The organism is Pontibacter sp. HSC-14F20, from assembly GCF_019599265.1.
In the GTDB taxonomy this organism is placed as follows: Bacteria; Bacteroidota; Bacteroidia; order Cytophagales; family Hymenobacteraceae; genus Pontibacter.
The window spans coordinates 166,752-192,159 of record NZ_JAHZTC010000006.1; the positions used below are offsets into that span (position 1 = coordinate 166,752).

General features: G+C 49.5%; 12 protein-coding genes. 6 read left to right on the forward strand and 6 right to left on the reverse strand.

The genetic code is table 11. The annotated features are described in order from the left end of the window. Window positions 1-12: 12 nt before the first annotated feature. On the forward strand, window positions 13-966 hold the full coding sequence (locus K3G39_RS08035; protein ID WP_220625671.1) for a type IX secretion system membrane protein PorP/SprF: 954 nt from the start codon (window positions 13-15) through the stop codon (window positions 964-966). A 167-nt stretch (window positions 967-1,133) separates the two neighbouring features. Here K3G39_RS08035 and K3G39_RS08040 read toward each other — a convergent pair whose 3' ends face one another. Next, window positions 1,134-3,716, reverse strand: coding sequence for a M14 family metallopeptidase (locus K3G39_RS08040; protein WP_220625672.1), 2,583 nt, complete (start codon window positions 3,714-3,716; stop codon window positions 1,134-1,136). A gap of 137 nt (window positions 3,717-3,853) precedes the next feature. Then, entirely contained in the window at window positions 3,854-4,660 is an 807-nt protein-coding gene (locus K3G39_RS08045) for a PepSY domain-containing protein (RefSeq protein ID WP_220625673.1), read from the reverse strand. Window positions 4,661-6,447: 1,787 nt separating this feature from the next. Between K3G39_RS08045 and K3G39_RS08050 the strand changes: the two genes are divergently transcribed. Continuing rightward, window positions 6,448-13,632, forward strand: a complete 7,185-nt coding sequence (locus K3G39_RS08050) for a PKD-like domain-containing protein (RefSeq protein WP_220625674.1) — start codon at window positions 6,448-6,450, stop codon at window positions 13,630-13,632. Window positions 13,633-13,697: 65 nt separating this feature from the next. On the opposite strand, the gene K3G39_RS08055 is transcribed toward K3G39_RS08050, so the two are convergent. Further along, a complete protein-coding gene (locus K3G39_RS08055) occupies window positions 13,698-14,408 on the reverse strand; it encodes a TIGR02117 family protein (protein ID WP_220625675.1) in 711 nt (236 codons plus the stop codon). A 192-nt stretch (window positions 14,409-14,600) separates the two neighbouring features. On the opposite strand from K3G39_RS08055, the gene K3G39_RS08060 reads away from it, so the two are divergent. The 4 genes from K3G39_RS08060 (at window position 14,601) to K3G39_RS08075 (ending at window position 19,616) form a co-directional block, all read left to right on the forward strand. Next, window positions 14,601-17,159: a M14 family metallopeptidase gene (locus tag K3G39_RS08060; RefSeq protein ID WP_220625676.1), complete on the forward strand. Its 2,559-nt coding sequence runs from the start codon at window positions 14,601-14,603 to the stop codon at window positions 17,157-17,159. Between the two features lie 173 nt (window positions 17,160-17,332). Then, complete coding sequence (locus K3G39_RS08065; protein ID WP_220625677.1) at window positions 17,333-17,857, forward strand: DinB family protein; 525 nt, start codon at window positions 17,333-17,335, stop codon at window positions 17,855-17,857. Window positions 17,858-17,957: 100 nt separating this feature from the next. After that, window positions 17,958-19,397, forward strand: coding sequence for a DASS family sodium-coupled anion symporter (locus K3G39_RS08070; RefSeq protein WP_220625678.1), 1,440 nt, complete (start codon window positions 17,958-17,960; stop codon window positions 19,395-19,397). A 36-nt stretch (window positions 19,398-19,433) separates the two neighbouring features. After that, window positions 19,434-19,616, forward strand: a complete 183-nt coding sequence (locus K3G39_RS08075) for a hypothetical protein (RefSeq protein WP_220625679.1) — start codon at window positions 19,434-19,436, stop codon at window positions 19,614-19,616. A gap of 580 nt (window positions 19,617-20,196) precedes the next feature. On the opposite strand, the gene K3G39_RS08080 is transcribed toward K3G39_RS08075, so the two are convergent. From K3G39_RS08080 to K3G39_RS08090, 3 genes are all read right to left on the reverse strand, one after another. Continuing rightward, a complete protein-coding gene (locus K3G39_RS08080; RefSeq protein ID WP_220625680.1) occupies window positions 20,197-20,424 on the reverse strand; it encodes a hypothetical protein in 228 nt (75 codons plus the stop codon). Window positions 20,425-20,618: 194 nt separating this feature from the next. Then, window positions 20,619-23,150 carry a primosomal protein N' gene (gene priA, locus K3G39_RS08085; RefSeq protein WP_220625681.1) on the reverse strand — a complete coding sequence of 844 codons (2,532 nt, stop codon included), beginning with the start codon at window positions 23,148-23,150 and terminating at the stop codon, window positions 20,619-20,621. Window positions 23,151-23,290: 140 nt separating this feature from the next. Beyond that, complete coding sequence (locus K3G39_RS08090) at window positions 23,291-25,357, reverse strand: thioredoxin domain-containing protein (protein ID WP_220625682.1); 2,067 nt, start codon at window positions 25,355-25,357, stop codon at window positions 23,291-23,293. Between the last annotated feature and the right edge of the window lie 51 nt (window positions 25,358-25,408).

Sequence of the window (25,408 nt, forward strand, 5' to 3'; positions counted from 1 at the left end):
AAAGAGACCGTTATGAAAAATAAGATATTAATTCTCTGCTTCCTGCTGATCGCCTTCACCGCATCGGCTCAGCAGAAAGCTCTTTACTCACAGTACATGACCAATTACTTCATTCTCAACCCGGCAGTAGCTGGGTTTGAGAAGGATGTAAACATCAAAATGGGCTATCGCAATCAATGGGTTGGCTTTGAGGGAGCTCCCAAAACCTTTTATCTGAGTGGGGAAGGAGCTTTATTCAACAAGCACCTGAAGCGCAGTCGCAAGGCGCAGGGCTTCCATGGGGCAGGCGGTATGGTCTATACCGACCAGACAGGCCCAACCACCCGTACCGGTGCGCTGGCTTCCTACGCTTACCATGTGCCCTTGAACCGCAAGATATTCCTGTCGTCGGGCTTTTCTGCCGGTTTCCAGCAGTTCCGCTTCGACCCGGCCAAGGTGCGTCTGGCAGACGGCTCCAACGAGCATGACCCCGTGACCAACCACGGCCGTGTAGACGCTTTTATGCCCGACCTGACACTCGGTACTTTCATGCACTCAGAAGACTTTTACTTCGGGATTTCCCTGTTTCAGGTGCTTGGCAACAAGATAAATGAAGTGGATGGGGGAGAAGAAGTGAGTCGCCTATCGCGCCACTTGTTTGTGTCGGGTGGGTACAACTATGATGTGCACGACAAGGTTCGCCTGATGCCTTCAGCTTTGCTCAAGTATGTGCAGGGGGCTCCAATTCAGGCTGATTTTAACGTGAAAGCTGCCTACCATATGAGCAAGCGCCGCCAGAAGTCAGTGTACGACGATCAGGTATGGGGAGGCATCTCTTACCGTACCCAGGATGCCATTGTAGGCCTGGTTGGAGTGCAGTTTCAGGAGCAGTTCCAGCTGAGCTATACCTACGACATCACGGTGTCGCCTGTGCGCCACCATAGTGCAGGTTCACATGAAATCGTATTAGGTTATCGCTTCAAGTAAAACTCAAGTCCATCGTTCACAAACTAGAAAGGCCAGCGCATATGCGCTGGCCTTTCTAGTTTAATACTCTCAGTAGTTCTATGATATCTGAATCAGATGTTTTCTATTAAATTCTATACCTGCAATCTGTACACCTTGTGCGCCAGGTATAGGAATCAATTAGCTGGTTAGTGAGCAGCTTCCTCAGCACGGGCGGAGCCTCCGCTGATGATCTGGCCGAAGAAGATGCTATTGAGGAACAACTTGTTGGTGCCGAACCAGAAGGCGCGAAAGTTCGGGTTGTCCGTCATGCCAATTACTTTGCCACCACCCAAAGCCGATACTGCAATAGCGGCCGTATTGCCCAACTGCTTCAGGTTTGGCTTCGAAATGTAGCCGCTCAGCAGCGGATTGGCTGTATACACCACTGGGTTAGCATAAGGGCTCTTGCTTGGCTCCATGAACAAGCGATTGTCACGGAAGACGGGCAATTTGCTGTTGTAGTAGCCATAGCCCAGCGGATGGGTCAGGTCGAGGTTGGCTTCAAAAATGGCACCGCCTATCACCTGCGCACCGGTCGTGTTGCTCATGCTGGCGTATGGCAGGCGGGCAGTATCAGCAGACTCACCTTGTTTGAAGTTGAAATTGCCGATCTTGTTATTGGCTAGCCAGCGGGTGGCATTGCCCATACCTACCAGCGTGCCGCCCTGCTGCACCCAGGTACGCAGCCTCGTTTTCCCGATTTCCGAAATGGTGCCATAAGAGCCATCGGCCATCACGATCACATTGTAGCGGCTCAGGTCAATGCGGTTCACAGACTCAGCATTCACCAGGCTGGTATTGATATCGAAGCGGTGGTCGAGCAGGTGCCAGGCCTCGCCGGCATCGTTGCTGTTCACGCCGTCTCCGATCAACATCGCCACCTTAGGCTGCTGCAAGGTATAGATGCCCGGACTTCCGAGGTTGATGCCCTCCGTAAATCCGGTGTTCATGGCGTGCACCGTGATGCCGTTGTCTTTTGCGATCTGCGTCATCAATTCGTGAATACGCTCTGTACTCAGCGGCTGGCCCATTACAGGTATAAGGATAGTACCGTAGTCGAACTGCTTGCCTTCGGCGGTAAACTTATTAGTGGTCACTCTGGCCTGCAAACCATGATTAAAGAGTGTGTTGAGGGCTTTTGGAGCGTAGTAACCGTGCCACTCAAAAGCGTAGGCATAGGCGCTGTTACCACCCACTACCTGACCTGTAGGGAAGTCAACGGAGGCGAGTTTGTGGCCTAGCATATTGCTTTTAAATTGTCGGGAGGTCAGGTTCGCGTGCTCCAGGTTGAAGGCAAGCGGCAGCGTCCAGGCGGATACGTCGTAGAACAAGCTGTCCTGGAACGAAGTGCGGCGTTCAAACATACCTTCGATCAGCTTATACTGCGGCTGGTTAGTAGGCACGATGTAGCTATTCTCAGGCGTGTAGGTCACGTTATTGACCGTGAATTTTTCCTTCGGACGGTAGATGTCAATCTGGTGCTGGTGGATGATCTCAGCCAGGTGATAAGCACGGGACGGATCTTTTTCGGCACTGAACACATAGCCGCCGAACGGTGCCTTAGCGGACTCTTTCAAGGCATCACGGTAAAAGTCACGCTGATGGGTGAGCAGCTCTTCGCGCATGTTCTGCACCGCTTCTAAAGTCGAAAGGGTAGTCGTGAACTGGTTGCGGATGGTGAAAGGAAAAGAGAGTACACCGTTCACGCTCTCCTGCGCATGGCCTCTGGAGCTCGCCTGCTCAAACAGAATACCGATGGCACCATTCACATCCGGGTAAGTAGAGCCTTTGCCGTAGTAAAAGTCATCGAAACTCTCTTCTGTATAATAGAAAGAACCAATCTTGTCAAGGGCCTTGGCATGGAAGCCGGCAATCTTTTTGGTCAGGTCGTAGTTTTTTGCAGGCGTGAGCGGGTGATTGCGGCTGGGTATACCTGGTTGAAAAAAGAAAGTGGAGTTGGTGCCCATCTCATGATGGTCGGTCAGCACGTTCGGCTTCCACTCATGGAACTTCACCAGCCTACCTCTTGACTCCGGGTGCTGAAGCGGCAACCAGTCGCGGTTCAGGTCAAACCAGTAGTGGTTGGTGCGGCCACGTGGCCAGGCCTCGGCAAACTCCTCGCTGTTCGGGTCAGTCACCAGGTTTTTACCACGGTGCGTATTCACCCAGCTGGCAAAGCGGTTCAGGCCGTCCGGGTTAATAGAAGGGTCGATCAGAATAACGGTTTCGCTGAGCAGCTTATCGATTTCAGGTCCCTGCGCAGCGGCCAGGTGGTACACAGCCAGCAAAGAAGCATTGCTGCCACTTGGTTCGTTGCCGTGTACGCTGTAACCCATCCACACCACGCCCGGCATGTTCTTGATGTCGAGTTTACCGGATGCATTTGGGTCAGTCAGCTGACGATGCTGCTCCTTGATGCGTTGGATGTTTTTGTGGTTCTCGGGGGAGGTGATGGTGAGCAGGTATAGCGGGCGGTTTTCGTGGGTACGTGCATACTCTTCTATGGTGATACGGTCGGAAAGCTGCGCCATCTGCCGCATGTACATCGTCAGTTGGTCGTGACTCACATGCCATTCGCCTACGTTGTAGCCCAGGATGTCTCTGGGGGTAGGAAACTCTTTGTTGTAGGTCACATCCTGTGGGAGGTAGTAGGAGAGGTCTGTCTGCGCCATTGTCCACTGGCTCAGAAAGACCAGTGTCGCCGTGGCGAGCGCGTAGATTTTTTTCATGGGTACGGTTGTTTTAAGGGTGATCGTGATAGTAGGTTAGCTATGCAATTTCCCCTTTTGGCTCGCCTTTTCCAAAAATAAAAGCCCTGCCGTTTAGAGCAGGGCTTTTATTACAAACTATTGAGGATTAAGGCAGGCTAACCATTGACAGATCGTCTGTGTTCATGCGATACCGACGATTTGTTGCGACGTGCGCCACTGCTCACAAAATAGAGTGCAAAGCCTGAAAATATGGTTACAATGCCGGCGATAGAAAACACCCGCAGCAGCAGATTCCCGAAGTTGTCGCGACCCTGATAATCCATGGTGTGCAGCATCCAGAGGAAGTCGAATATGCGCCATTTGTTGTTCCGGAATTTGGTAACCACGCCTTGCTCAGCAGCCACATACACGGTGGTTTGAGTAGGGTGCTCCATGGTGATAGCCCAGGCTGGCAGAGCACTGCCACGGTACTCATGGTGGCCGTTCATATTCTCCTGCGTGATGTACTCTACTTTGGCTACCGCGACTGAATCCACGAAGCTCTGGCGGGCGAGTTCTGTGGATTCCTGTTCATTAAGGGCAGGGCGCAGTTCGCCTGTTGCCGCGACAGCAAGTTGCATACGTGCCGGCACCTGCTCATGTCCTGTCCCATAGGATGTTTGGTCGTTTGCTGTATGATAGGCGATCTGGTAATGCGGCGTCCCTAGGATATCGATCAGCTTGAGTGACGTAATAGAGGATGTGCCGGGCAATTGTGCCATCACCTCAGCCGGCGAAACCAGTTCCTCCCCACTCCCTAAAGTCATACTGACAGATTTGCGTTGATGGTCACCATGAATCTCGTCCAGGTCACTGAAGCTAAAATAGATGCCGCCGATGGTCCACATCACAAACTGTATACCTGTAATCAGGCCCAGATAGCGATGTGTTTTACGGATGCGGAGATGGGTCTTTCTTTTCATAAAATGTTTTGTACCAGCTATCAATATACAGTATAGAGGAGTTCCTCACAAATGTAATCTGCATCGGAAAGAAACTGACTCAAGAGTTAGTGCAGGTTTTTATGAGTGAATTAACCATACGAATCACAAGGGTATCCTCGCAAAAAGCAGTGCAATTTTATACTTAAGCTAAACTATATATAAGTATTCGTATTAAGGCTTGTTTGAGTAGAAAAGGCCTGTAATACTTATTCTCTTCAAATTCATAAATTAACAATAGGTGCACGTTGATGCAATTTTTTAGATTATTATTTTAATTTTTTGATTTTTATTTAGTTAGATTTATTATTATTATACCTTAAGTATGAAACTTTTATATTTAATGAAGGTATCTTAAGCTGATTACCTACCCTAAATAGTAAAGCCTGTGAGTAATTTAGCCGAAAGTCTGTCAGGGCCAATCCTGTTTAATACAATTGGTCTATACGAGTCAGCGTTATCTGGCTCATCAGTGCCCTGCATTCCCCCACCAAAGTGATAATGCCCGGCTATCTGCGCCTTCTGGGCCAGCAAGAGCCTCATTTTATACCAGGTAACTCTATCGAAAGAGCCCTGCACCTCCCTCCGAAGCTCCCTTCGAGTCTTCGCATGATCCCTATTGCCTTCTGTAGCAGAAAACAAGCACCGAAACCCTAATAGCGTGCTCTTCGCTCACCTTAACCTTTGAGTATATGAGAAAGAACTTTACACGATTGATTAGTAGTGTTACCCGAACCAAAAGCTTTGCAATCGCCCTCACCAGCCTGATGATTCTGGCTGGTTCTGTGTATTTAATGGCGGCTGTGGGTGTAACAGTCACAGGAGGAGGAACATTTCCTATTTCTGCTGATTTAGCAGCGAATGCCACTCTTACAACTCCAAGTTATACACCTATAGGTGCCATCACCATTAGAGAAGAGTCTGTTAATGACTTTGCATCCAGTGGTAATATAGTGCTGAGAGCACCTGCAGGCTGGCGGTTTAGGAGTACTGGCGTCACACGAACTGCAGGGTTATTCGATGACAATGGAACTACTAATATAACTTTAGGGGCTGCAGCTTATAGCTCAGATGGCTCAACAATTACTTTTTCATTAACAGTTAATAATACAAATAAGAGAGATGAAATAGTTATCTCCGGCGTTCAGGTTCAAGCCTTAGATGGTACCAGCATACCTGCTACTGGAAGTATCAGAGTTGAAGTATCTGGGGGTGCATTAGTTTCAGGACTGCCTACTACTTTGTCTCAATCTATATCTCAAGCTCCTGGTGCAGTAAAACAACTTGCATTCATCACGCAGCCATCTGATGAGCTACTAGGAGAATCCATAACTCCTGCAGTGCAAGTTCAGGCTAGAGACCAGTTTAGTAACATAGTACCAAATCCTTCTATCTCCCTGGCGCTTGGATCCAACCCTGGAAGTGGTTCATTAATAGCAGGCACTTCTTCTACTTCAAATGGCGTGGTTACTTTCTCGGGTTATAGCATCAATAGAGTCGGTATAGGGTATACACTTTCCGCCTCTAGTACAGGGGCCTCCAGTGTTATTAGCAACGCCTTTACCGTTAACAACAGGAAACCTACTATCAGTACCGTAAGCGGTTGTTTGTCAGTTGGCGACCCTGCAACTACGATCACTATTACCGGTACAAACTTTGTGACTGGGGCCACTATGTTAGTCAATGGTCAATCAAGACCAGCAACTTTTACGAATTCAACTACTCTTACCACTTCCATAAGCGCTGCTGAATTAGCCTCTGCAGGAAATTTGTCTATTGTAGTCAAAAATCCGGCACCTGCTCAAGACAATGGCGAGTCAGAGGCTTTTAGCAAACCTGTGAACGCCTTGCAGTCTGCAGGCACTATTTCAGGTGTGTCAGAAATTTGTCCGGGAGAATCTAATGTTGAACTTTCTGTGCCTACAAACAGTGATGTTACATCTTACCAATGGACCGTTGTGTCAGGTGGTGCAACTATTGTTTCTGGAGGCAATACCAGGACTGCACGCCTGAACTTTGGTAATACTGCCGGTCCTGTGCAAGTATCAGTAGTAGCTTTCAACACTTGTGGTAAACCAGGCCCTGCCACAACCCGCACCATCACGATCAAGCCAACGCCTGTTGTAACGGTGTCTGCGCAGAATGATGATACTGCTGTATGCCAAGGTGAATCTGTTGTTTTATCAGCTGCTGGGGCAAACTCTTACGTTTGGTCTGGTACAGGTATAGCTGCTGGCACAACAGGTAACACACTTACTGTTACACCTACAGTCACTACTACCTATACCGTAATAGGAACCACAGATGATTGTCCCTCTGCGCCAAGGACTATCACCATCAATGTAACCCCAGCACTGACACAGGGAGTTATTTCAGGTGTAAACGAATACTGCCACAATGCTTCGGCAACCGCTATAACAGCTTCCATAACAGGAGGAGGTAGTGCTACCAAGTCTTATAAATGGGAAAGAAGCACTACAGGTGCCAACGGTCTTTGGACTGAGGTGGGAACATCAGCGAATTTTACTCCATTAACTACCGCAACTGGTACTTCGTGGTATAGAAGAACGGTAAGTGCAGGAGAGTGCTCTGTAACTTCTGCTGCGTTTCCAGTATTGGTTAAATCGAACCCAACCATTACGGTGGAGGCGAGTGAGAACGCGATCTGCCAGGGAGAAACTGTTGAACTGACAGCAGAAGGCGCTGATAGCTACATCTGGTCTGGTACAGGCATGCCTGCTGGCGCCACAAGTGATAAAGTTACAGTTACACCAACTGTCACAACCACATACACCGTAGTAGGTGTGATCGATGGCTGCCAGTCAACGCCGCAAACTGTTACGATTACTGTCACGCCAACCCTTACCCAAGGAGCCATTACTGGTGTAACGCAATACTGCCAGACTGTAGGTGGTTTTGGTACTGCTCTGAGCAGTACAGTAGGCGGTGGCGTAGCAGCTAAATCGTACCTGTGGGAGCAAAGTCCGAATGGCACCAGCGATTGGGAACCGGCCGAAAATACGAACAATGGAGCCTCCTATACTCCTTCTATCTCAGAAGCAGGCACTATGTATTACCGGAGAGCGGTTGAGTCAGGTAGTTGTGTTTCAATTGGGGAACCGGTTGCTGTGACAGTCACCCCATCCATAACAAACACCATCACATCAGCAAACCAGGTAGTTTGCTCTGGCGAAACGATTAGCCAAATTACCGGAACCGTTTTGGGAGGAAGTCCGGATGAGGTGAGTTACCAGTGGGAGCAGAGTGCTAATGGCACCAGCGGTTGGGGAGATGCACCAGGTGCTAGTAAGGACCTCAACTATACACCGGAAGAAGAAGTTGTAAACACTTCCAAAACCACCTATTACAGACGCAAAGTTGTTTCCGGAAACTGTACCAGCTTTAGCGAGCCGGTAAGTATCAGAATCGTGGCAATGCCGATAGCTGAAATTTTGGATGGGGCCAACGATTACTTCTGCCCGCCTGCCTCCGCTACCTTAACTGCCCGCACTGGTACAGGCTATCGCTATACCTGGTACAAAGTTGTGCAAGGAGGCGATGATGAACATGTTGGCACTGATCAGAATACCTATACTACTAACGTTGAAGGCTACTACTATGTGGTTGTTAAGGGGGAGAATGATTGTACAACTACTTCTTCAGTAACCCAAGTACAGTCAACCATCCTGAATACCAATATTATATCTGGTGCCCAAACGATATGCTATAATGCTATTCCCACAACTCTGGAGGGGCAAACGTCAACCTCTGACCTTGGAACAGTGACTTATCAATGGAGGGTGAGTAGTAATGGAACAAGCTTCTCTAATATAACTGGTGCAACCGATAAAGACTTCACATTTACATCAAGCCTTACAGGTGACAAATGGTATCGTAGGGTTGCCAGAGTTGGATCAGGCTGTTCTATAACAAGTGAGCCTGTAAAAGTGACAGTGAAACCTTTACTTCGTGTTACGAACCTAGCAAGTGCAAGCTCGGCTCTCTGTACTGGTACAGCTTTTACATTTAGTCCAGAAGGAAGTGAAGGCAGTAAATCGTTTACTTGGACACGTGCTGAGGTTGTTGGTATCAGCAATGATGCTGCTAGTGGCACAGGTGGTATTAACGAAACACTCGTTAATACCACAGCAGCAGCCGTCAACGTAACTTATATGTATACTACTAGCGATGACGAGGGATGTAGTGGGCCTGTACAAAATCTAGTAGTGCGTGTCAATCCAACGCCTACATTAAGCAGTCTATTGGCACCTCCTGCTATCTGTGGTGGCGCTGAATTTGATTATACTGCTAGAAGCGCAACTTCTAATACAACTTTCAGTTGGGTACGGAAGCCTGTAGCAGGTATAACAACAACAGCAGATGCTAGTGGTTCAGGAGCTAGGGTAGAACATATATTAACTAACACTACCCCTAACCCGATTGATGTTACCTATACCTATACCTTAACTGCTAACGGTTGCTCCAATACACAGAACGTAGTGGTGAGAGTAAATCCAAGACCTCATTTAAACACCACTTTAACGCCTGCAGCTATCTGTAGCGGCGCAACGTTTAGTTATGAACCTGACAGCGACACAGAGGAAGAAACTTATACATGGACCCGTACTGCTCCTGCAAGCATCTCAGGTGGGGCTACAAGTGGTACGGGGAGTATCAGCCAAGTCTTAACCAACGCATCAGCGAATCCGGTTAATGTTACCTATCAGTTCATTACAAGCGCTAATAGCTGTGCAGGTACTCCTCAGGATGTAGTGGTAACGGTTAACCCAAGCCCTAAACTGAGTTCACTGCTTACAGCTAATGTATGCAGCGGCAACACCTTCAGCTATGAGCCTGCGAGTGCAACAGAGGGGTCTACTTTCTCTTGGTCCAGGTCAGCATCGGGTGGTAATGCGGCTTCCAGTGGAACTGGCAACATCAGTGAAGTACTCACCAATACGACTACAGCGCCGATCACAGTAACTTACGAAATTACAGCACGGGCAAACGGCTGTAATGGTGAGCCGCAGAACCTTGTGGTGACGGTACACCCAAGACCTGTGCTGAACAATATTCCGACCTCAGCTTCAGTTTGTAGTGGCAGTGTATTTAGCTATACACCCCAAAGCCTTACACCGAATGCTAGCTTCACATGGACCAGAGCCGCAGTGAATGGCATCAGTAACGCAGCAGTGACTAGCCCTAGGGCCGGCTCCATCAGCGAAACACTGGTTAACACAACCACTGATCCAATTGATGTGACTTATGTTTACACCACAACTGCGAATAATTGTGCTGGAAGTGAGCAGAATGTAGTGATAACCGTAAATCCAAGACCGGTTTTAAGCAGCACGCTTACGGCTGACCCTGTCTGCAGTGGTACACCGTTTAGCTATACCCCTCAAAGTGCAACTATTGGAGCCACTTTTTCTTGGACCAGGGCGGCCGTGGCAAATATTAGTAATACCGCGGTAACTACTGCTGTTGCGGGTGATATCAACGAGACCTTGATCAACACTGGCACTGCACCAGTAACTGTTACTTACAAGTATACTACTACTTATGCGTCTAATGGCAGTTCATGTTCCGGTACTGAGCAGGATGTGAAAGTAGTTGTGAACCCTTCACCAAAGCTGAGCAGTACATTGACGCCAACAGCAGTCTGTAGTAGCTCAACCTTTAGCTATACCCCAACAAGTGCTACAACAGGTGCTACCTATACCTGGACCAGAGCAGCAGTTGCAGGTATAAGCAACACAGCTGTGACTGATGGTACGGGTGCTGTGAGCGAAACGCTTGTAAATACTACTGCTAACACAATTAATGTAACGTACGTCTATATCATAACAGCGAACGGTTGTACAGGAACTCCCCAGAACGTAACCGTAAGGGTGAATCCTAAACCAGACGCAACCTTTAGTGGTGTCACAGACGGTCAGATTGTGTACTCAGATGGAGGGACTATCTCACTTACGCCAACAGTAGCGGGAGGTAATTTTTCCATTGTATCACCATCAGGTACGAATGGTATGACTTCAGGTGGCGTTTTGACTCCTTGTACTGCACTAGTTTCAGAAACTGAAAAGGAAATCACTATCCGTTATACCTTAGCACAAACTTCCAATAGTGTTGCATGTAATGCTTTTGAAGAGAAGAAAGTTATCCTGAAGCGCTCTAAGTATGTTGTAGTAATTGAAGCCGTTCCTTTCCCAACGTGTAGAGGCCAAAACACAACCTATAGAGCAGTTGTGTATAAGGATCCAGTGTCTGTTACTTATCCATATCTAGTAAATGGTGATGGACAACCAGTAGACGGGCAAGGAAATTTACTAGGTGCTAAAACATATCCTATACCTAACCCAGCTTATCCTTTCCCGGCGAATGCACCTCAAATTTTGAAAGATAACGCATACCGCTACTACCAGCCAATAGTAAATGGAGGTGTAAGAGTTAACGACGATGCAAATGCAAGCAACTTCACTTACCGATGGACGAAGAACTTCGACAACTTCCCATTTGGCGATAAAGTGGAAGTCGGAAACGCTGGCCTTTCATCTGAAGACTACTATGCGGTTTCTATAACCGCTGGTCCTACGAATAGTTGTATTAGTCCCATCACAAATGGCGGTTTGTGGTCAAACAGAACCTACACAGCAGCACCGATCAATTATGTGGTTGATTTGGTCACAGATAAGACCACAATTTGCCAAGATGGGGAAATAACCATGTCTGCCAACCTGGATGCAGCTTTTGCTTTCTGGAAAGATATTGAACTGACCCTGTATTGGATGGTGCAACGGCCTGGGATAACAGCTCCAATTCAACTGGGCTCAACAACATATACGACAGGCAATACTGTAACTTTTAATTCAACCGGTCCTACCGGAGGCTTCCGTGATGGGGATTTGGTTTTCGTAGAATTCAGCTCAGTGATAGATAGACAAAACGATGTGAATAGTAAATGCTCCAGAGGCTTTACAACAAATCAGGTTGCTCTCACAGTAGTTGGCACACAGACCATGACTGGCGGAGGAGCCTACTGTGCAGGCGGTGGGGGCGTACCTGTTGGCCTTGCCAGTTCACAAAGAAATGTGTTCTACCAACTGAAACGCGATGGTGCCAATGTCGGCACCCCGATGGCAGGTACAGGAAACGCATTGAATTTTGCTAACCAAACGGTGGCAGGTGCTTACACGGTAGAAGCGCAGGCAGCTTCGGGTGAAACTGCCTGTTTGACCTACGGCCCGGTAAATGTAAATGTAACACCGCTGCCTGTAGTGCAAACACTGACAACAGAGAATGATGGTGAATTCTGTGCAGGAGGTATTGGTGTGCCGATTACCTTGTCTAATTCTCAAACGGGTGTCAAATATCAACTAGTGAGAACTGTTAATGGTACAACTACTAATGTAGGACTGGAAGTGCTGGGCTCCGATGGACAGCCAATACCATTTGGCAACCAAACAGAAGCAGGTGTTTACTCTGTAGAGGCAACAACATTGCCTGCCACAGGTACCATAGCAGCCTGTCCGCAGACGATGGGGAGCGTGATAGTTACAGTGAACCAGTTACCAACGGTTACAGTGAACAGTCCAACGATTTGCGAAGGTTCTACTGCTACAATTACTGCTGAGCCAGCAGGCGGAACAGGCCCGTATACCTATACCTGGTCAGTGCCTGCCGGATTTACAAACCCTGGTAATGTGGCTAGTTTCTCTACTACTGTGCCAGGTACTTATACCGTAAGTATAGGAGACAGTAAATCTTGCGCCAGTAGTGCGGCTGCTACCAGCACTGTGATCGTGAATGAACTTCCAACAGTAACAGTAAACAGTCCGACGGTATGTGCTGGTACAGCTGCCACAGTAACTGCGACACCAGCCGATGGTGTAGGACCATATAGCTATACCTGGACAGTACCAGCCGGAGCCACTAATCCTGGTAATGTAGCCAGCTTCCCAACTTCAGTCGCAGGTCAATACAGTGTGCGTATACAGGATAGCCAGTCCTGCTCTAGCAGCGAAGTCGCAACAAGTACTGTTACTATTAACCCAGTACTCCCGGTTACTGCTAGGATCCTGATATTCGATGAAACTGGTACCCAGATTGAGGATGAATCCAAAATGGAGTTCGGGATGAAATATACCTTTGAGGTCGAGTCGAATATGATTGATCTTAATGGTGTAGATATTTCCTCTATCAAGTGGTGGATGGGTGATGGTACAACTGAAGGTTGGGTGATGGTGGAACAAGGTGTCACCCAATTTACCATGAAAGAACCAATGGGAGCCTTGAGGGTGTCAATAAAATGTGATATACCTGCCTTGCCGGGTACCTGTTTCGCACTAGATGCAAGTAACATATTCTCCATCTTTACTGATCCAATCGTCCCACTCCCAGTAGAACTCCTCTACTTCAACGCCACCAAACGCGGCAACGACGTCGTGTTAGACTGGGCGACCGCTTCAGAGCTCGATAACAAAGGCTTCGAGGTGCAGGTGTCGAGTGATGCGAAGAATTTCAGAGCGCTGGGCTTTGTGGAGTCGAAGGTGAATACGACCAGCTTGAAGCAACTCTATACCTTCGTGGACAAAGAGAATGGCAAGCAGGGCGTTCGTTACTACCGACTGAAGCAGGTGGACCTGGATGGTAAGTTTGAGATCTTCAATGTCAAGGCGGTGCACTTCGATGAAGTGTCGGTGAACAAGGTGAAGGCTTATCCGAACCCATTCCATTCAGAAGTGGAGCTGAGCATTGATGCGGAGCTGGACGGTGAACTTCAAATTACGGTAACCACGGCCACAGGCCAGCAATTGCTGCAACGATCCGTGCAAGTGGTGAAGGGAACCAACATCGAGAAGCTCACGCTCGATCCGAACCTGCCGCGCGGGGTGTACATCATCTCCACCCGTATGGGCGATTTCAACAGTCATTTCAAGTTACTCAAACAATAGACTATTAGGGTTTAATAAGAAAACCCCGGGTATTTTACCCGGGGCTTTTATTTTTTATACCTGACTCATTCCCGCACCTGCCGCATTACTACAAATGAAAAAGGAGCCCAGAGAGCAGCCCGATGACCCATGGCTTTGAGCCCGCCGTTTACCCAACTGTTGCAGGTCTTGAAGAGGTGGAACTTACCATGGGCTTTATAAAAATTGTCGCGGGTATGGTAGCCTTTGTCTTCTATTAATAGAAACTCACCGGTGGGCTGCTGTTGGAAGGTGTCGAGAATGTACTGCACCAGGGCCTGGTACTGCGCTTTGGTAATGATGACGGGCTGTTGGTATTTATTCTGCCGGAGCGGTTGGGCAATGTATTCTACGTGCATGGCGGTGCGGGTGGGCCATAAGAGCGAGGTAATGGCGGTGGTGAGAGTGAGATCTTTCCACTCGGGCGTTTCCATGTAAAACTGCCGGTCGCCCCAGCCGAAACCCACGTGAGTAAAGGTGCTGTCGGCGCCGGCGTAGTCCTGCAGGTATAGCTTATCGCGCCAGTCGATGATATCGGTTTTGACGGGCAGCACCAGGTCTGTGTGCACGCCGTTATCGGTCACAAAGATCTCTATACATTCTGTGGCCTGTGCGTAGCTACTATTGACAGCTATAGCGCCGAGTGTCAGTCCGGCCAGTATGTAGAGCACGGTCATCAGGGCCAGTCCTGCCAGAAATGCCAGGAAACCTTTGCCGGTTTTTCGCCAAAACAGATACATAGCAATAGGTACGCACATAAAAATTTGAATGTCAGGTATAGAAATTAAACCGAAGGCTGCCTGCTAAAATTCCACGCTGATTCTTCCGCTTTTTTTCTTGGCAAGGTATAGCCAAGCTTTAAAGGTATAAAATTGTCAGATTCAGCTTTTTTGCGCAGATTGTACCTTTATTTCCATACCCTTAACACACCCTCTTTAAAGAGCTAAATCATGCAAAACACATTGAAGCGATTGCTCGCTTTTGCCTTCGTGTTGCTGAGTTTGCAGCCTGCCCTGGCACAACAACAGGCCTTGCAAACACCAGAGCAGTTTTTGGGCTATACCTTGGGCAAAGAATTTACAACGCATGCCCGCATCACCGATTACGTAAGCTACCTGGCACAGCAGGCCCCAAACCGAATCCGGGTGCAGGAGTACGGCAAAACCTACGAAGGCAGACCCTTGTTGCTGGCTTATGTAGCCAGTGACGAAAACCTGCCGCGCCTCGAGCAGATCCGCGAAAACAACCTGCGCCAGGCAGGTATAGCCAACGGACAGGTACAGGGCAAGCAGCCGGCTATTCTCTGGATGAGCTACAACATCCACGGCAACGAGTCGGTGAGCAGTGAGGCGGTGCTGCAGGTGCTTTACGATCTGGTAGACCCAAACAACCAGCAGACCAAAAAGTGGCTGGAGAACACAGTCGTGATCTTGGATCCATGCGTAAATCCGGACGGACGGGAGCGCTACGTGCAGTGGTATAAGCAAACGCAAAACCGTGGTGGCAATGCTTCGCCTTATGCCTGGGAGCATTACGAGCCCTGGCCGGGGGGCAGACCAAACCACTATTATTTTGACCTGAACCGCGACTGGGCCTGGCAGACACAGATTGAGTCGAAGCAGCGTATGGCGCAGTATAACCAATGGCTGCCACAGGTGCACGCCGACTTCCACGAAATGGGACCGGAGTCGCCTTACTACTTTTCACCGGCCGCCAAGCCGCTGCACGAAAGCATCACGCCCTGGCAGCGCGATTTTCAGTACACCATCGGCGACTACAACCGCAAGTATTTTGACCAGAACAACTGGCTTTACTTCACCCGCGAAAACTTCGACCTGTTCTACCCAAGCTACGGCGATACCTGGCCTACCTTTAACGGTGCCATCGGGATGACTTACGAGCAGGGTGGTTCCGGTCGCGCCGGTCTGGCTTACAAGAAGCAGGACGGCGATACACTCACGCTGACGGACCGCATCGCCCACCACCACATCGCCAGTCTGGCTACGCTGCAGGCTACAGCCGAGAAAGCTGATCAACTCACACAGGAGTTTCGCAAATACTACGACAACAACCTGAAGAAGCCAGCAGGCGATTACAAGACGTTCGTGTTTCGGGCCGACGACCGCAGCGCCGGCAACCTCAAAGCCCTGACTGACTACCTTGACCAGCAGCAGATCCAGTATGGCTATGCAGGCAAGAGCAGCTCAAGCAAAGGCTTTAACTACGCCACCGGCAAAGAAGAAAGCGTACGGGTGAATCAGAATGACCTGGTGGTGAGCATGTACCAGCCTAAATCGACACTTGTAAAAGTGCTGTTTGAGCCAAACTCTAACCTTGAAGATTCGCTCACCTACGACATCACTTCCTGGGCTATGCCTTATGCCTTCGGCTTGCAGGCTTATGCTTTGAAAAACCATCTGGAGCCTGGCAGCCAGAAACCAGCTAAAACTGCTACTGCTATCAAGGTGGAACGGCCATTTGCTTACCTGGCCCGCTGGAATAGTTTGCAGGATGTGAAATTTCTGACCGAGCTGATGGCGCAAAAAGTAAAGGTTCGCATGTCGGAGAAGCCTTTCGAGATGGAGAATCGGCAATACGAGGCAGGCACCCTGATCATTACTCGCACCGGAAACGAAGGAATGGGCGATAAGCTGGATGCTGTGGTACGCACAACTGCCGAAAAGCATGGCGTGCCGCTACAAGCTTCCACGACGGGATTTGTAAGCAGCGGTGCAGACTTCGGTTCGGGCAGTGTGCGTTTCCTCAAAATGCCGAAGGTGGCCGTGATGTCAGGTGAGGGTGTGTCGCCATACGCTTTCGGGGAGATCTGGCACTACTTTGAGCAGCAGATCGGTTACCCGGTTACGGTGCTTGGTACAGGGTACTTCGGCAATGTGCCACTACACGAGTTCGATGTGCTGATATTGCCGGCCGGTTCTTATGGCCGCGTGCTGAACGAGCAGGCGCTGGAGCAGGTGAAAAACTGGGTGCGCGGTGGTGGCAAACTGATCGCGATGGAGAGTGCCGCAGGTTTCCTGGCTGGTAAGAAAGACTTTAATCTGCAGAAGAAGGCCGGTGACGAAACTGTTGAAAAGGAGAAAGCCAAAGAAACGAAAGAAGACCCTTACAAGCTGCTGCGTGCCTACGGCGACCGCGAGCGTGATGCGATTTCAGACGATGTTCAGGGCAGCGTGTTCCGCGTGAATCTCGATAAAACTCATCCGCTTGCTTTCGGTTACGGCGATACTTACTACGCTTTGGTGCGCACCTCTGACACTTTTAGCTTCATGAAAGAAGGCTGGAACGTGGGCGTGCTCAAGAAAGATAACTATGCCACTGGCTTTGTGGGCGCTAAAGCAAAAGAGCGACTCAAAGACGCCCTGATTCTGGGCACTCAGCCAATGGGCAGGGGACAAGTGGTGTACCTGGCCGACAACCCGCTGTTCCGCGGTTTCTGGCACAACGGTAAATTACTGTTTGGGAATGCCGTTTTCCTGGTAGGGCAGTAGCCTGGCTATTCCATCGACTAAAACATGCTCTAAAGTATCGTATTATATAGCAACTGCAAGGGCCTGGCTACCGAAGTCAGGCCCTTGCTTTTTATCGCTAAGCCTAACCTGTATACGTGTTTAATTTGTACCTTCACGTATACCTATCATCCTACTATCTAAATCTGAGAACTATGGAAAGAGTCATCACTGCGCCCAATCCAGCTGAATACGACGAGTTTTTCAACAGCTACATCGGCCATGCCGAAACCGACGACCTGCTGTCTGCCCTGGCTGCAAGCGAAGAGTATATTGTCAACCTTATGCTCTCACTCAAAGAGCAACAGCTGAGCTACCGTTACCAGCCTGGCAAATGGACTATCAAGCAAATGCTGGTGCACATGGCTGATACAGAGCGCATTTTCGCCTACCGCGCCCTTTGCTTCGCCCGCTACGATAAAACTGAATTGCCTGGTTTTGATGAGAATGCCTATGCAGAGCAAAGCAAAGCAGATGCAAGACCGATCACGTCCATACTGGCCGAGTATGCGGCCGTCCGCCAGGCCACCATCGAGCTGTTTAAAGGTTTTAATGACGAAATGCTGGGCCATACAGGTATAGCCAGCGGCCGGAGCGTGTCTGTCAGAGCACTGGGCTTTGCAATCCTGGGCCACGAGATCCACCACCTCAACATCATCCGGGAGCGCTATCTGGTTTAGCACAGGCCGGTAATTTTGTGAGAGGTATAGCAATCACAAATTCCTACATACTATACCTGAGGTAAGCGGTTTCTGTTGGTTTTCAGCTATATTTATAGCTATGACTTTAACCAGAAGAAACATCGGCTTGCTGTTGGCTCCCTTGCTGGCAGTGATGATGTGGTGGCTAACAGATGGGCTTGAACCTCAGGCGCGCAAGGTAGCGGCCATCATGGTTTTCTGCCTGGTCTTCTGGATGACGGAGGTGATTCCGCTCTCCATGACAGCCTTTCTGGGAGTGATTATGGCGATACTTACAGGTATAGCCGATGTCAATACGGCTTTCCAAAACCTTGGTCACCCGATTATCCTGCTCTTTATCGGGAGTTTCCTGCTGGCCCGCTCCATGACCCGCCACGGCCTCGACAAACGATTGGCACTTTTCATCTTGTCGCGGCCGATCTTTCAAAAGAGTCTGTTCAGTATGTTTCTGGGTTTTTCGCTGGTATCGTATTTGTTGTCGATGTGGGTAAGTAATTCTGTGACGGTTGCCATGCTGCTGCCGCTTACGATTGGTGTGTTGCAGTTAATTCAGGATCCTTCGGAAAACAAAAGCGCTGGGCCTTTTTTTCTGTTAGGTATAGCGTACAGTGCTTCTATCGGAGGCGTTAGTACCATTATTGGTTCACCTCCTAACCTGATTGGGGTGAATTACCTGGCCAAGGAAGGCTTCAGCATTGATTTCCTGCAATGGATGATAATGGCTATGCCTATTTCGCTTTGCATCTATGCCGCAATGTTAGTGTACGTGCGCTGGTACTTCAAAAAGTTTAGCTTCAGTCCTACAGGTATAAGGGCATATGTTGAAACACAAGGTCGTGAGCAAGCTCCCATTTCAAAAGGTGAACAGATAACGATGGGTGTGTTTATGCTGGCGGTGGTGCTGTGGTTGAGTCCGGGCGTATTTAACCTATTGGGCATGGAAGCGGCTTATACCTTTATGAGCACCTATTTTGCCGAGAGCACAGTGGCTGTATTGGCTGCGCTACTCCTGTTCCTGATTCCGCCCGGACAAGAGAATGGAGGAGAGGGCACGCTCACCGCTGCTGACCTGGTACGGATTGACTGGGATACGATCCTTCTGTTTGGAGGAGGTATGGCGCTGGGGCAATTGGTGGTCAGTTCTGGCCTTGCGGATGTAATCGGATCTAGTATCACTTCTTTCGTGAATCCAGGGCAGTTGCTCATACTGGTGTTTGTGCTGGTCGCTGGCGTAGTCATGCTGACAGAAGTGAGTTCGAACACTGCCATTGCGATCACGTTTGTGCCGATCATCATCGGAATTCTTAGTCAGTTGCAATTGCCAGCGCTATACCCTGTACTGGGCGTGGTGGTAGCCTGCAGCATGGCCTTTATGCTGCCTGTAGCAACACCTCCCAATGCCATTGTTTACGGCAGTAGGCAGGTGCCCATTGGTACCATGGTGCGTACAGGTATGATCCTGAATGTGGTAAGTTCTGTTATCATTACAGCCTGGGTCGTTTTTTACATGTCCCGCTAATTTTATACCTTTTAATTTGCACTCAAATAACTACTTATGCCTAACCAACGATTATTTAGAATTTTGCTCGCCGTCGCCTGTTTTGTATTTGCAGGTGTAAAAGGCTGGCAGATCATGCAGGGAGAATACGAGTGGATGGATATCTTTTTCCTGGTCGCTTTTCTGGGCTTCGGAATCATGTATGTGGTGCTGCTGAACAGGAACAAACCACAGGAGTAGGAGAGGGTTTTAAAGAGAAAAACCTGAAAGTTAAAAAACATCTAGGTAGATATTTCCAACTTTCAGGCTTTCAACTTTTAGCCAAAGGTACTCATTATACGCCCCTGTTTTTGCCAGGGTTACAATTGCTCCTGAAAAGTGAAATAATTTTTCGAGTAGCTCCTCAGGCGAGTTTTTACCAAAAAGGAAATTGCAGTGTTTTCTGGTATCTCGAATGGTGTCGATGGAAAGAGGATCGATAACAATAACACTTTTTTTATCTTCGACTTCATCAAAGGTTCTTATAACCCAGTGAAGTATGAAGTGGCATTATTGTTTTTAGGTATAGCTTTCTAGCATCTGCAGATTGATTTGCTAAACTACATACCCCTGCGAATTATCTCCCTTAGCCCCTCATTTTTTAGAAGGGGCCTACCTTAAAACAGGAGCGGACTTTGTGCTATTGTCAGTTCTTTAGGTATAGGCTTTGTATCTGCGGTTTTTTAATCACGATTGACATCCCCCTGCCCCCTTTGAAGCTAATCTTATAGGGAAAAACCTCGGTTATTTTGTTGGCTCTCAAAGAGCTTATACCCTTCGATCATATAATGCAGTCTGACCAGTGCTCCCCTAAGAGCTTTACCCCCGGCAGGGGTTGCTTCTTTGTTTTCTGAAAGCCTGCCAGCTTGCCCAGCGCCACCACGGCCTCTTCCAGTGTCTGGACCGGCCTTTGCACCTTGGCCTGTAGCACCTTCACCTCCAGCGGCTCAATATGCGCCTCTGCCGGCGTCTGTGGCTGGTTGCGCGCCAGGTAGGTGAGGTGCAGCACCCGCCAGCCCGCGATGCTGTATTTTGCTTACTTTTTTCATCAGGGAAAAAAGTGAGTGTTCGCCGCACAGGCGAAGCAATGAAACAAAGCAGATTGCTATACCTGTGATGCAGTTACAACAAAGCTAAGTTAGCTATGTCTATACCTAGGCAAAAGGCAAAATCTACAGTAGCTATACCTACACAAACCTCAACCTAAGCCGGATCCACATCCGCAACTACCCGGACCCCCTTAAAATCAGGTAACAGGTATAACTGCTGAATTACTTTGGAAATAGCCTGTTTGGCGGCACGTAGGTTTACATTCTCACGAGGGAGCTTCACGTGGATCTCATTGAGGAAAAGATTTCTGATCTTGAAAATGTACGGCACTTCCGGTCCTAATACCAACTGTGCACCTAGCTGATCAGTCAGATCCTTCGCGAGCACAATGGCGGCATTTTCTGATACCTTCTCATCAACGTGCTTAACCGTAATGCGGATCATGCGGGCGAAAGGAGGGTAGCCGAAACGCATGCGCTCTTCGATCTCGTGCTCGTACAGAGAAGTATAATCGTTGCTGTGCACCTTGCGGAAAATCGGCTGCAGCGGGTCGCGGGTTTGGATCAGTACCGTGCCCGGCTTGCCTTTGCGACCGGCACGACCGCTGACCTGCACAAACAGCTGATAGGCCCGCTCGTGTGCCCGAAAATCAGGGAAGTGGATGATGCTGTCGGCGTTGAGTATACCTACAAGGCTCACATTCTCGAAGTCCAGGCCCTTGGTTACCATCTGGGTACCGATCAGCACATTGGTTTTGCCGCTCTCGAAGTCAGTGATGATCTGCTGGTAACTGTTTTTCTTCTTGGTCGTGTCCAGGTCCATACGCTGTACCTCGGCGTTGGGCAGCATCAGTTTCAGGTCGTCTTCCACCTTCTCGGTACCGAAGCCCATGCTTCGGAGTGTAGTCGCACCGCAAGCCGGACAATCGTGTGGCATGCGCTCGTGGTAGCCGCAGTAGTGACAGCGCAGCTCGTTGTTATACTTGTGGTAGGAAAGGCTCACGGCACAGTGCTGGCACTTGGGGATCCAGGAGCACTCGTCGCAGCTGATGAAAGGGGCATAACCGCGCCGGTTCTGAAACAGGATCACCTGTTCGTGCCGCGCCAGCCGCTCCTCTATAGCAGTAACCAGTTTGCCCGAAAAGTGGTTGTGCATGTTCTTGCGCTGCTGCTCTTCCCGCACGTTAATCAACTCGATGGTAGGCATCTGGGCCTCGCCGAAGCGTTTGCTCATCGTCACCAAACCCCAGCGGTCGGTCTTGCAATTGTAGTAGGTCTCAATGGAAGGCGTGGCAGAGCCGAGTAGCGTTTTAGCTCCCTGCAGGTGCGCCATCATCAGGGCCGTCTCGCGGGCGTTATACCTGGGGGCAGGTTCGTATTGCTTATAGCTGGGCTCGTGCTCCTCATCCACTATTACCAGCGACAGGTTATGGAAAGGCAGGAACACCGCCGAGCGGACGCCCACCACCATCTGAAAACGACCGGAAAGTACACCCTGCCATACCTCAGCCCGCTCGTTATCGGAGAACTTGGAGTGGTAAATGCCCAGCTTATCACCAAACACCTTTATCAGGCGGGTCACGATCTGCGCTGTTAGCGCAATCTCGGGCAGCAGGTATAGCACCTGTCCGCCAGCCTCCAGCGCATGCTTGATCAGGTCGATGTATACCTCCGTTTTGCCACTGCCCGTTACACCATGCAGCAGTACGGTGTCCTTCTCTTTGAATAGGCCCAAAATCTCGTCCTTAGCCTGTTCCTGGTGATCCGACAGCTTCATGGGCTGCAGCGGCACGGTATTGTCAACAGGGAAGCGCGAAATGATTTGGTCAAACTGCTCGAACACGCCTTTTTTGATCAGGGAGTCGATAGACGACTTGGAGAGGTGCGGGTTGTTGGCCAGCACGCTTTTCTCTATACCTGCTGTGTTGAGGCGGATGTTCTGGTGCACCGGCACCTTCTGCAGGTAGTTGAGCAGAATGTCGAGTTGTTTAGGCTTGGTGGCGAGTTGGTTGAAGAGCTCCTCCAGCATACCTTCTTCCTGCACAAAATGCTCGGTCAGGCGAATCTTCTTGACCACTTTTGGCGAAAAGCGGTCACTTACCTGCTCAAATATGATGATCGCTTCTTTCTGAATCAGCGATTTGATGTATTTATGATAACTCTTCACCTGCAGCAAATTGCCTACTTCTGTAAAGGTAAGGGCCGGGTTTTGCTGTAGCGCATAGATGATCTTGACCTCCTGCGAAGCCAGCGGGATGTCGTCTTCTTCGGGATTAAAATGCGGGTGCAGCTGTATGCGCGACTCGCTACTGAGCTTGAGCGCCGATGGCAGTGCCGCATTGATCACCTCACCGATGGTGCACATGTAGTAGTCGGCAATCCAGCGGAAAAGCTTGAGTTGTGGGGCCGTTACAATCGGTTTATCGTCCAGCACATCCAAAATATACTTGGCCTGGTAGTCAGCGGGGGCGTTTTCGTGAATGTCGGCTACGATGCAGCTGAGTACCCGCTTGGCACCGAACTGCACAATTACCCGTGCGCCCACCAGCACCTCGTCGTTCATCTCGAAAGGGATGCGGTAGGTATATAGTTTCGGCAGCGGCAGTGGCAGAATCACATCAGCAAAAAGCGTGACACGATCCACGGCTGGCTCCGGCGGGTAGTTGAAATTGAGTAACTCAGACAAGGGCGCAGGTATAGGTTGTGTATGCAAATGTCGCAAAAAAGCATGTAAATCCCGAAGGCTTTCAACAAGGTATAGCTATACCTGTTGCCTCACCAGAAGTACCGGGACAAGCTTTGCCCTTTGGGAAGTGATGGCTATACCTATAGCGAGGCGAATTTCGGGTTTTCCCCATTTCCCTTCTGTAACTGCTCCAGCGCCTCGGCTGCGATGTGCACCGGTAGCTGACAGGTTTTGTTATAGCACACGTATACTGTTGTTTTTCCGTTGATGGCGCTGCGGTCTTTTAGCAACGGCAGCTCACTTTGGGTTTCGGTGCCGGCCAGCAGCATGTTGGGGATGTAAAATGAACTGAGTTCGGACCGCATTTCCGGTGCCTGAGGCCCCACAACAGCAACTTCTGCGGTAGGCTGCAGTTTGTGAAAATACAGACTGGACCAATTGCCCATATGGCCCGGTTCTTTTACCACCAGCTCTTTTACCTGCGCCAGCATGGCATCGGATAGTTGCTCGTAGCGCTCCTCATCAAAATAAAGACCCAGCAGGTATAGGTTAGTAGCCATGACTGAGTTGGAAGACGGAATCACATTATCGAGTAGCTCTTTCTTGCGGGCCACCAGTTTCTCAGCGTTTTGGTCTGTGAAGAAGAACAGTTGCTCCTGCTCGTCGAAGAAGTTGTCCAGAGTATAGTCTGTCAGCTGTCTGGCTTCCCTCAGGTATTTTTCATCAAACGTGATCTCGTATACCCGGATCAGCGCCCGGATCAGCAATGCATAGTCTTCCAGGAAACCGTTGATAGAAGCTCTGCCATTTTTATAGGTATGTAACAGCCTATCGCCCTGCTGAAAGTGTTGAAGTATAAAAGCTGCGTTGCGGACGGCCAGGTACAGAAAGTGCTTGTTGCCAAAGGTATAGTAAGCATCAGCCAAGCCCTTAAGCATGATCGCGTTCCAGGAGCAGAGAATCTTGTCATCCAGGCCCGGGCGGATGCGCAGGGAACGAATTTCCATCAGCTTCTCCTTCCACATCATCACCATCTCCTCCAGCACCTCCAGTTCCAGCTCGTTTTCCTTGGCAAAATGCGCATCGCTGATGCGGCGGTGCAGAATGTTCTGCCCATGCTCAAAGTTGCCGGTCGTCGTCACATGGTAGTATTTCGACAGGATAGGTTCTTCTGCTCCGAACAGGTCCTGCAGCTCTTTGCGCGTGAACACATAGAACTTACCTTCCACGCCTTCGCTGTCTGCATCGAGTGATGAGTAAAATCCGCCTTCTTCGCTCATCAGTTCACGCTCTGCAAAGGCTATCGTTTCATACACCACAGCTTTGTAAAGCGGCTCTTTTGTGAGCAGATATGCTTCTGAATAGAGACTGATCAGCTGCCCGTTATCATAGAGCATTTTCTCAAAGTGTGGCACCAACCATTTCTCATCAACGGAATAGCGGGCAAAGCCACCGCCAATCTGGTCGTAGAGGCCGCCATAAGCCATTTCGTGAAGCGTGAGGTTAATGTGCTTGAGAGTAGCTGGATTTTCTGTGTGAGCATGATAGCGCAGTAAAAACTTTAAGTTGGCTGGCATCGGAAACTTAGGAGCAGTGCCAAAACCGCCGTGCTTTTTATCGAATTGCCGGCCTAAGTTCTTGTAGAGCTCTTCAAACTCTTCTTCACTTACCCCTGCCTGACTCTGCTGCAGCCCAAATCTTTTGAGTTCGCTCAGGTTAAGGTGCTGCACGAACTGCTCTGCCGATTTGTCAAGTTTCTGTCGGTCTTTGGTGTAGGCTTCTGCTATGTTGAGGAGGAGGTTCACCCATTGCTGGGGCGTAAAGTAGGTGCCGCCATAAAAGGGCTTGGCTTCCGAATTCAGAAATACATTCAAGGGCCAGCCTCCCTGCAGACCCATAGCCTGCAAAGCGTCCATGTGCACAGCATCAACATCCGGCCGCTCTTCCCTGTCTACTTTGATGCACACGAAGTGCTCGTTCATGACTTTGGCAATCTTCTCGTTCTCAAAAGACTGATGCTCCATCACGTGGCACCAATGGCAGGCAGCATAGCCAATGCTTACCAATATAGGTTTATCTTCCTGCCGGGCTCGTTGCAGGGCTTCTTCGCCCCAGGGGTGCCAACTTACAGGGTTGTAAGCGTGCTGCAGCAGGTAAGGGCTGCTTTCGTGTATCAGTTTGTTCGGTATTTTCTCTTTCTGGGCCATGGTCGTCGTATTGCAGGCTGCTGGAACTCTATACCTACGAACAAGGCTGGT

Coding starts and splice junctions, on each gene's coding strand:
- K3G39_RS08090 (WP_220625682.1), bottom strand. CDS start 25,357: ATGGCCCAGAAAGAGAAAATACCGAACAAACTGATACACGAAAGCAGC.
- K3G39_RS08045 (WP_220625673.1), bottom strand. CDS start 4,660: ATGAAAAGAAAGACCCATCTCCGCATCCGTAAAACACATCGCTATCTG.
- K3G39_RS08065 (WP_220625677.1), top strand. CDS start 17,333: ATGGAAAGAGTCATCACTGCGCCCAATCCAGCTGAATACGACGAGTTT.
- K3G39_RS08075 (WP_220625679.1), top strand. CDS start 19,434: ATGCCTAACCAACGATTATTTAGAATTTTGCTCGCCGTCGCCTGTTTT.
- K3G39_RS08070 (WP_220625678.1), top strand. CDS start 17,958: ATGACTTTAACCAGAAGAAACATCGGCTTGCTGTTGGCTCCCTTGCTG.
- K3G39_RS08060 (WP_220625676.1), top strand. CDS start 14,601: ATGCAAAACACATTGAAGCGATTGCTCGCTTTTGCCTTCGTGTTGCTG.
- K3G39_RS08040 (WP_220625672.1), bottom strand. CDS start 3,716: ATGAAAAAAATCTACGCGCTCGCCACGGCGACACTGGTCTTTCTGAGC.
- K3G39_RS08055 (WP_220625675.1), bottom strand. CDS start 14,408: ATGTGCGTACCTATTGCTATGTATCTGTTTTGGCGAAAAACCGGCAAA.
- K3G39_RS08035 (WP_220625671.1), top strand. CDS start 13: ATGAAAAATAAGATATTAATTCTCTGCTTCCTGCTGATCGCCTTCACC.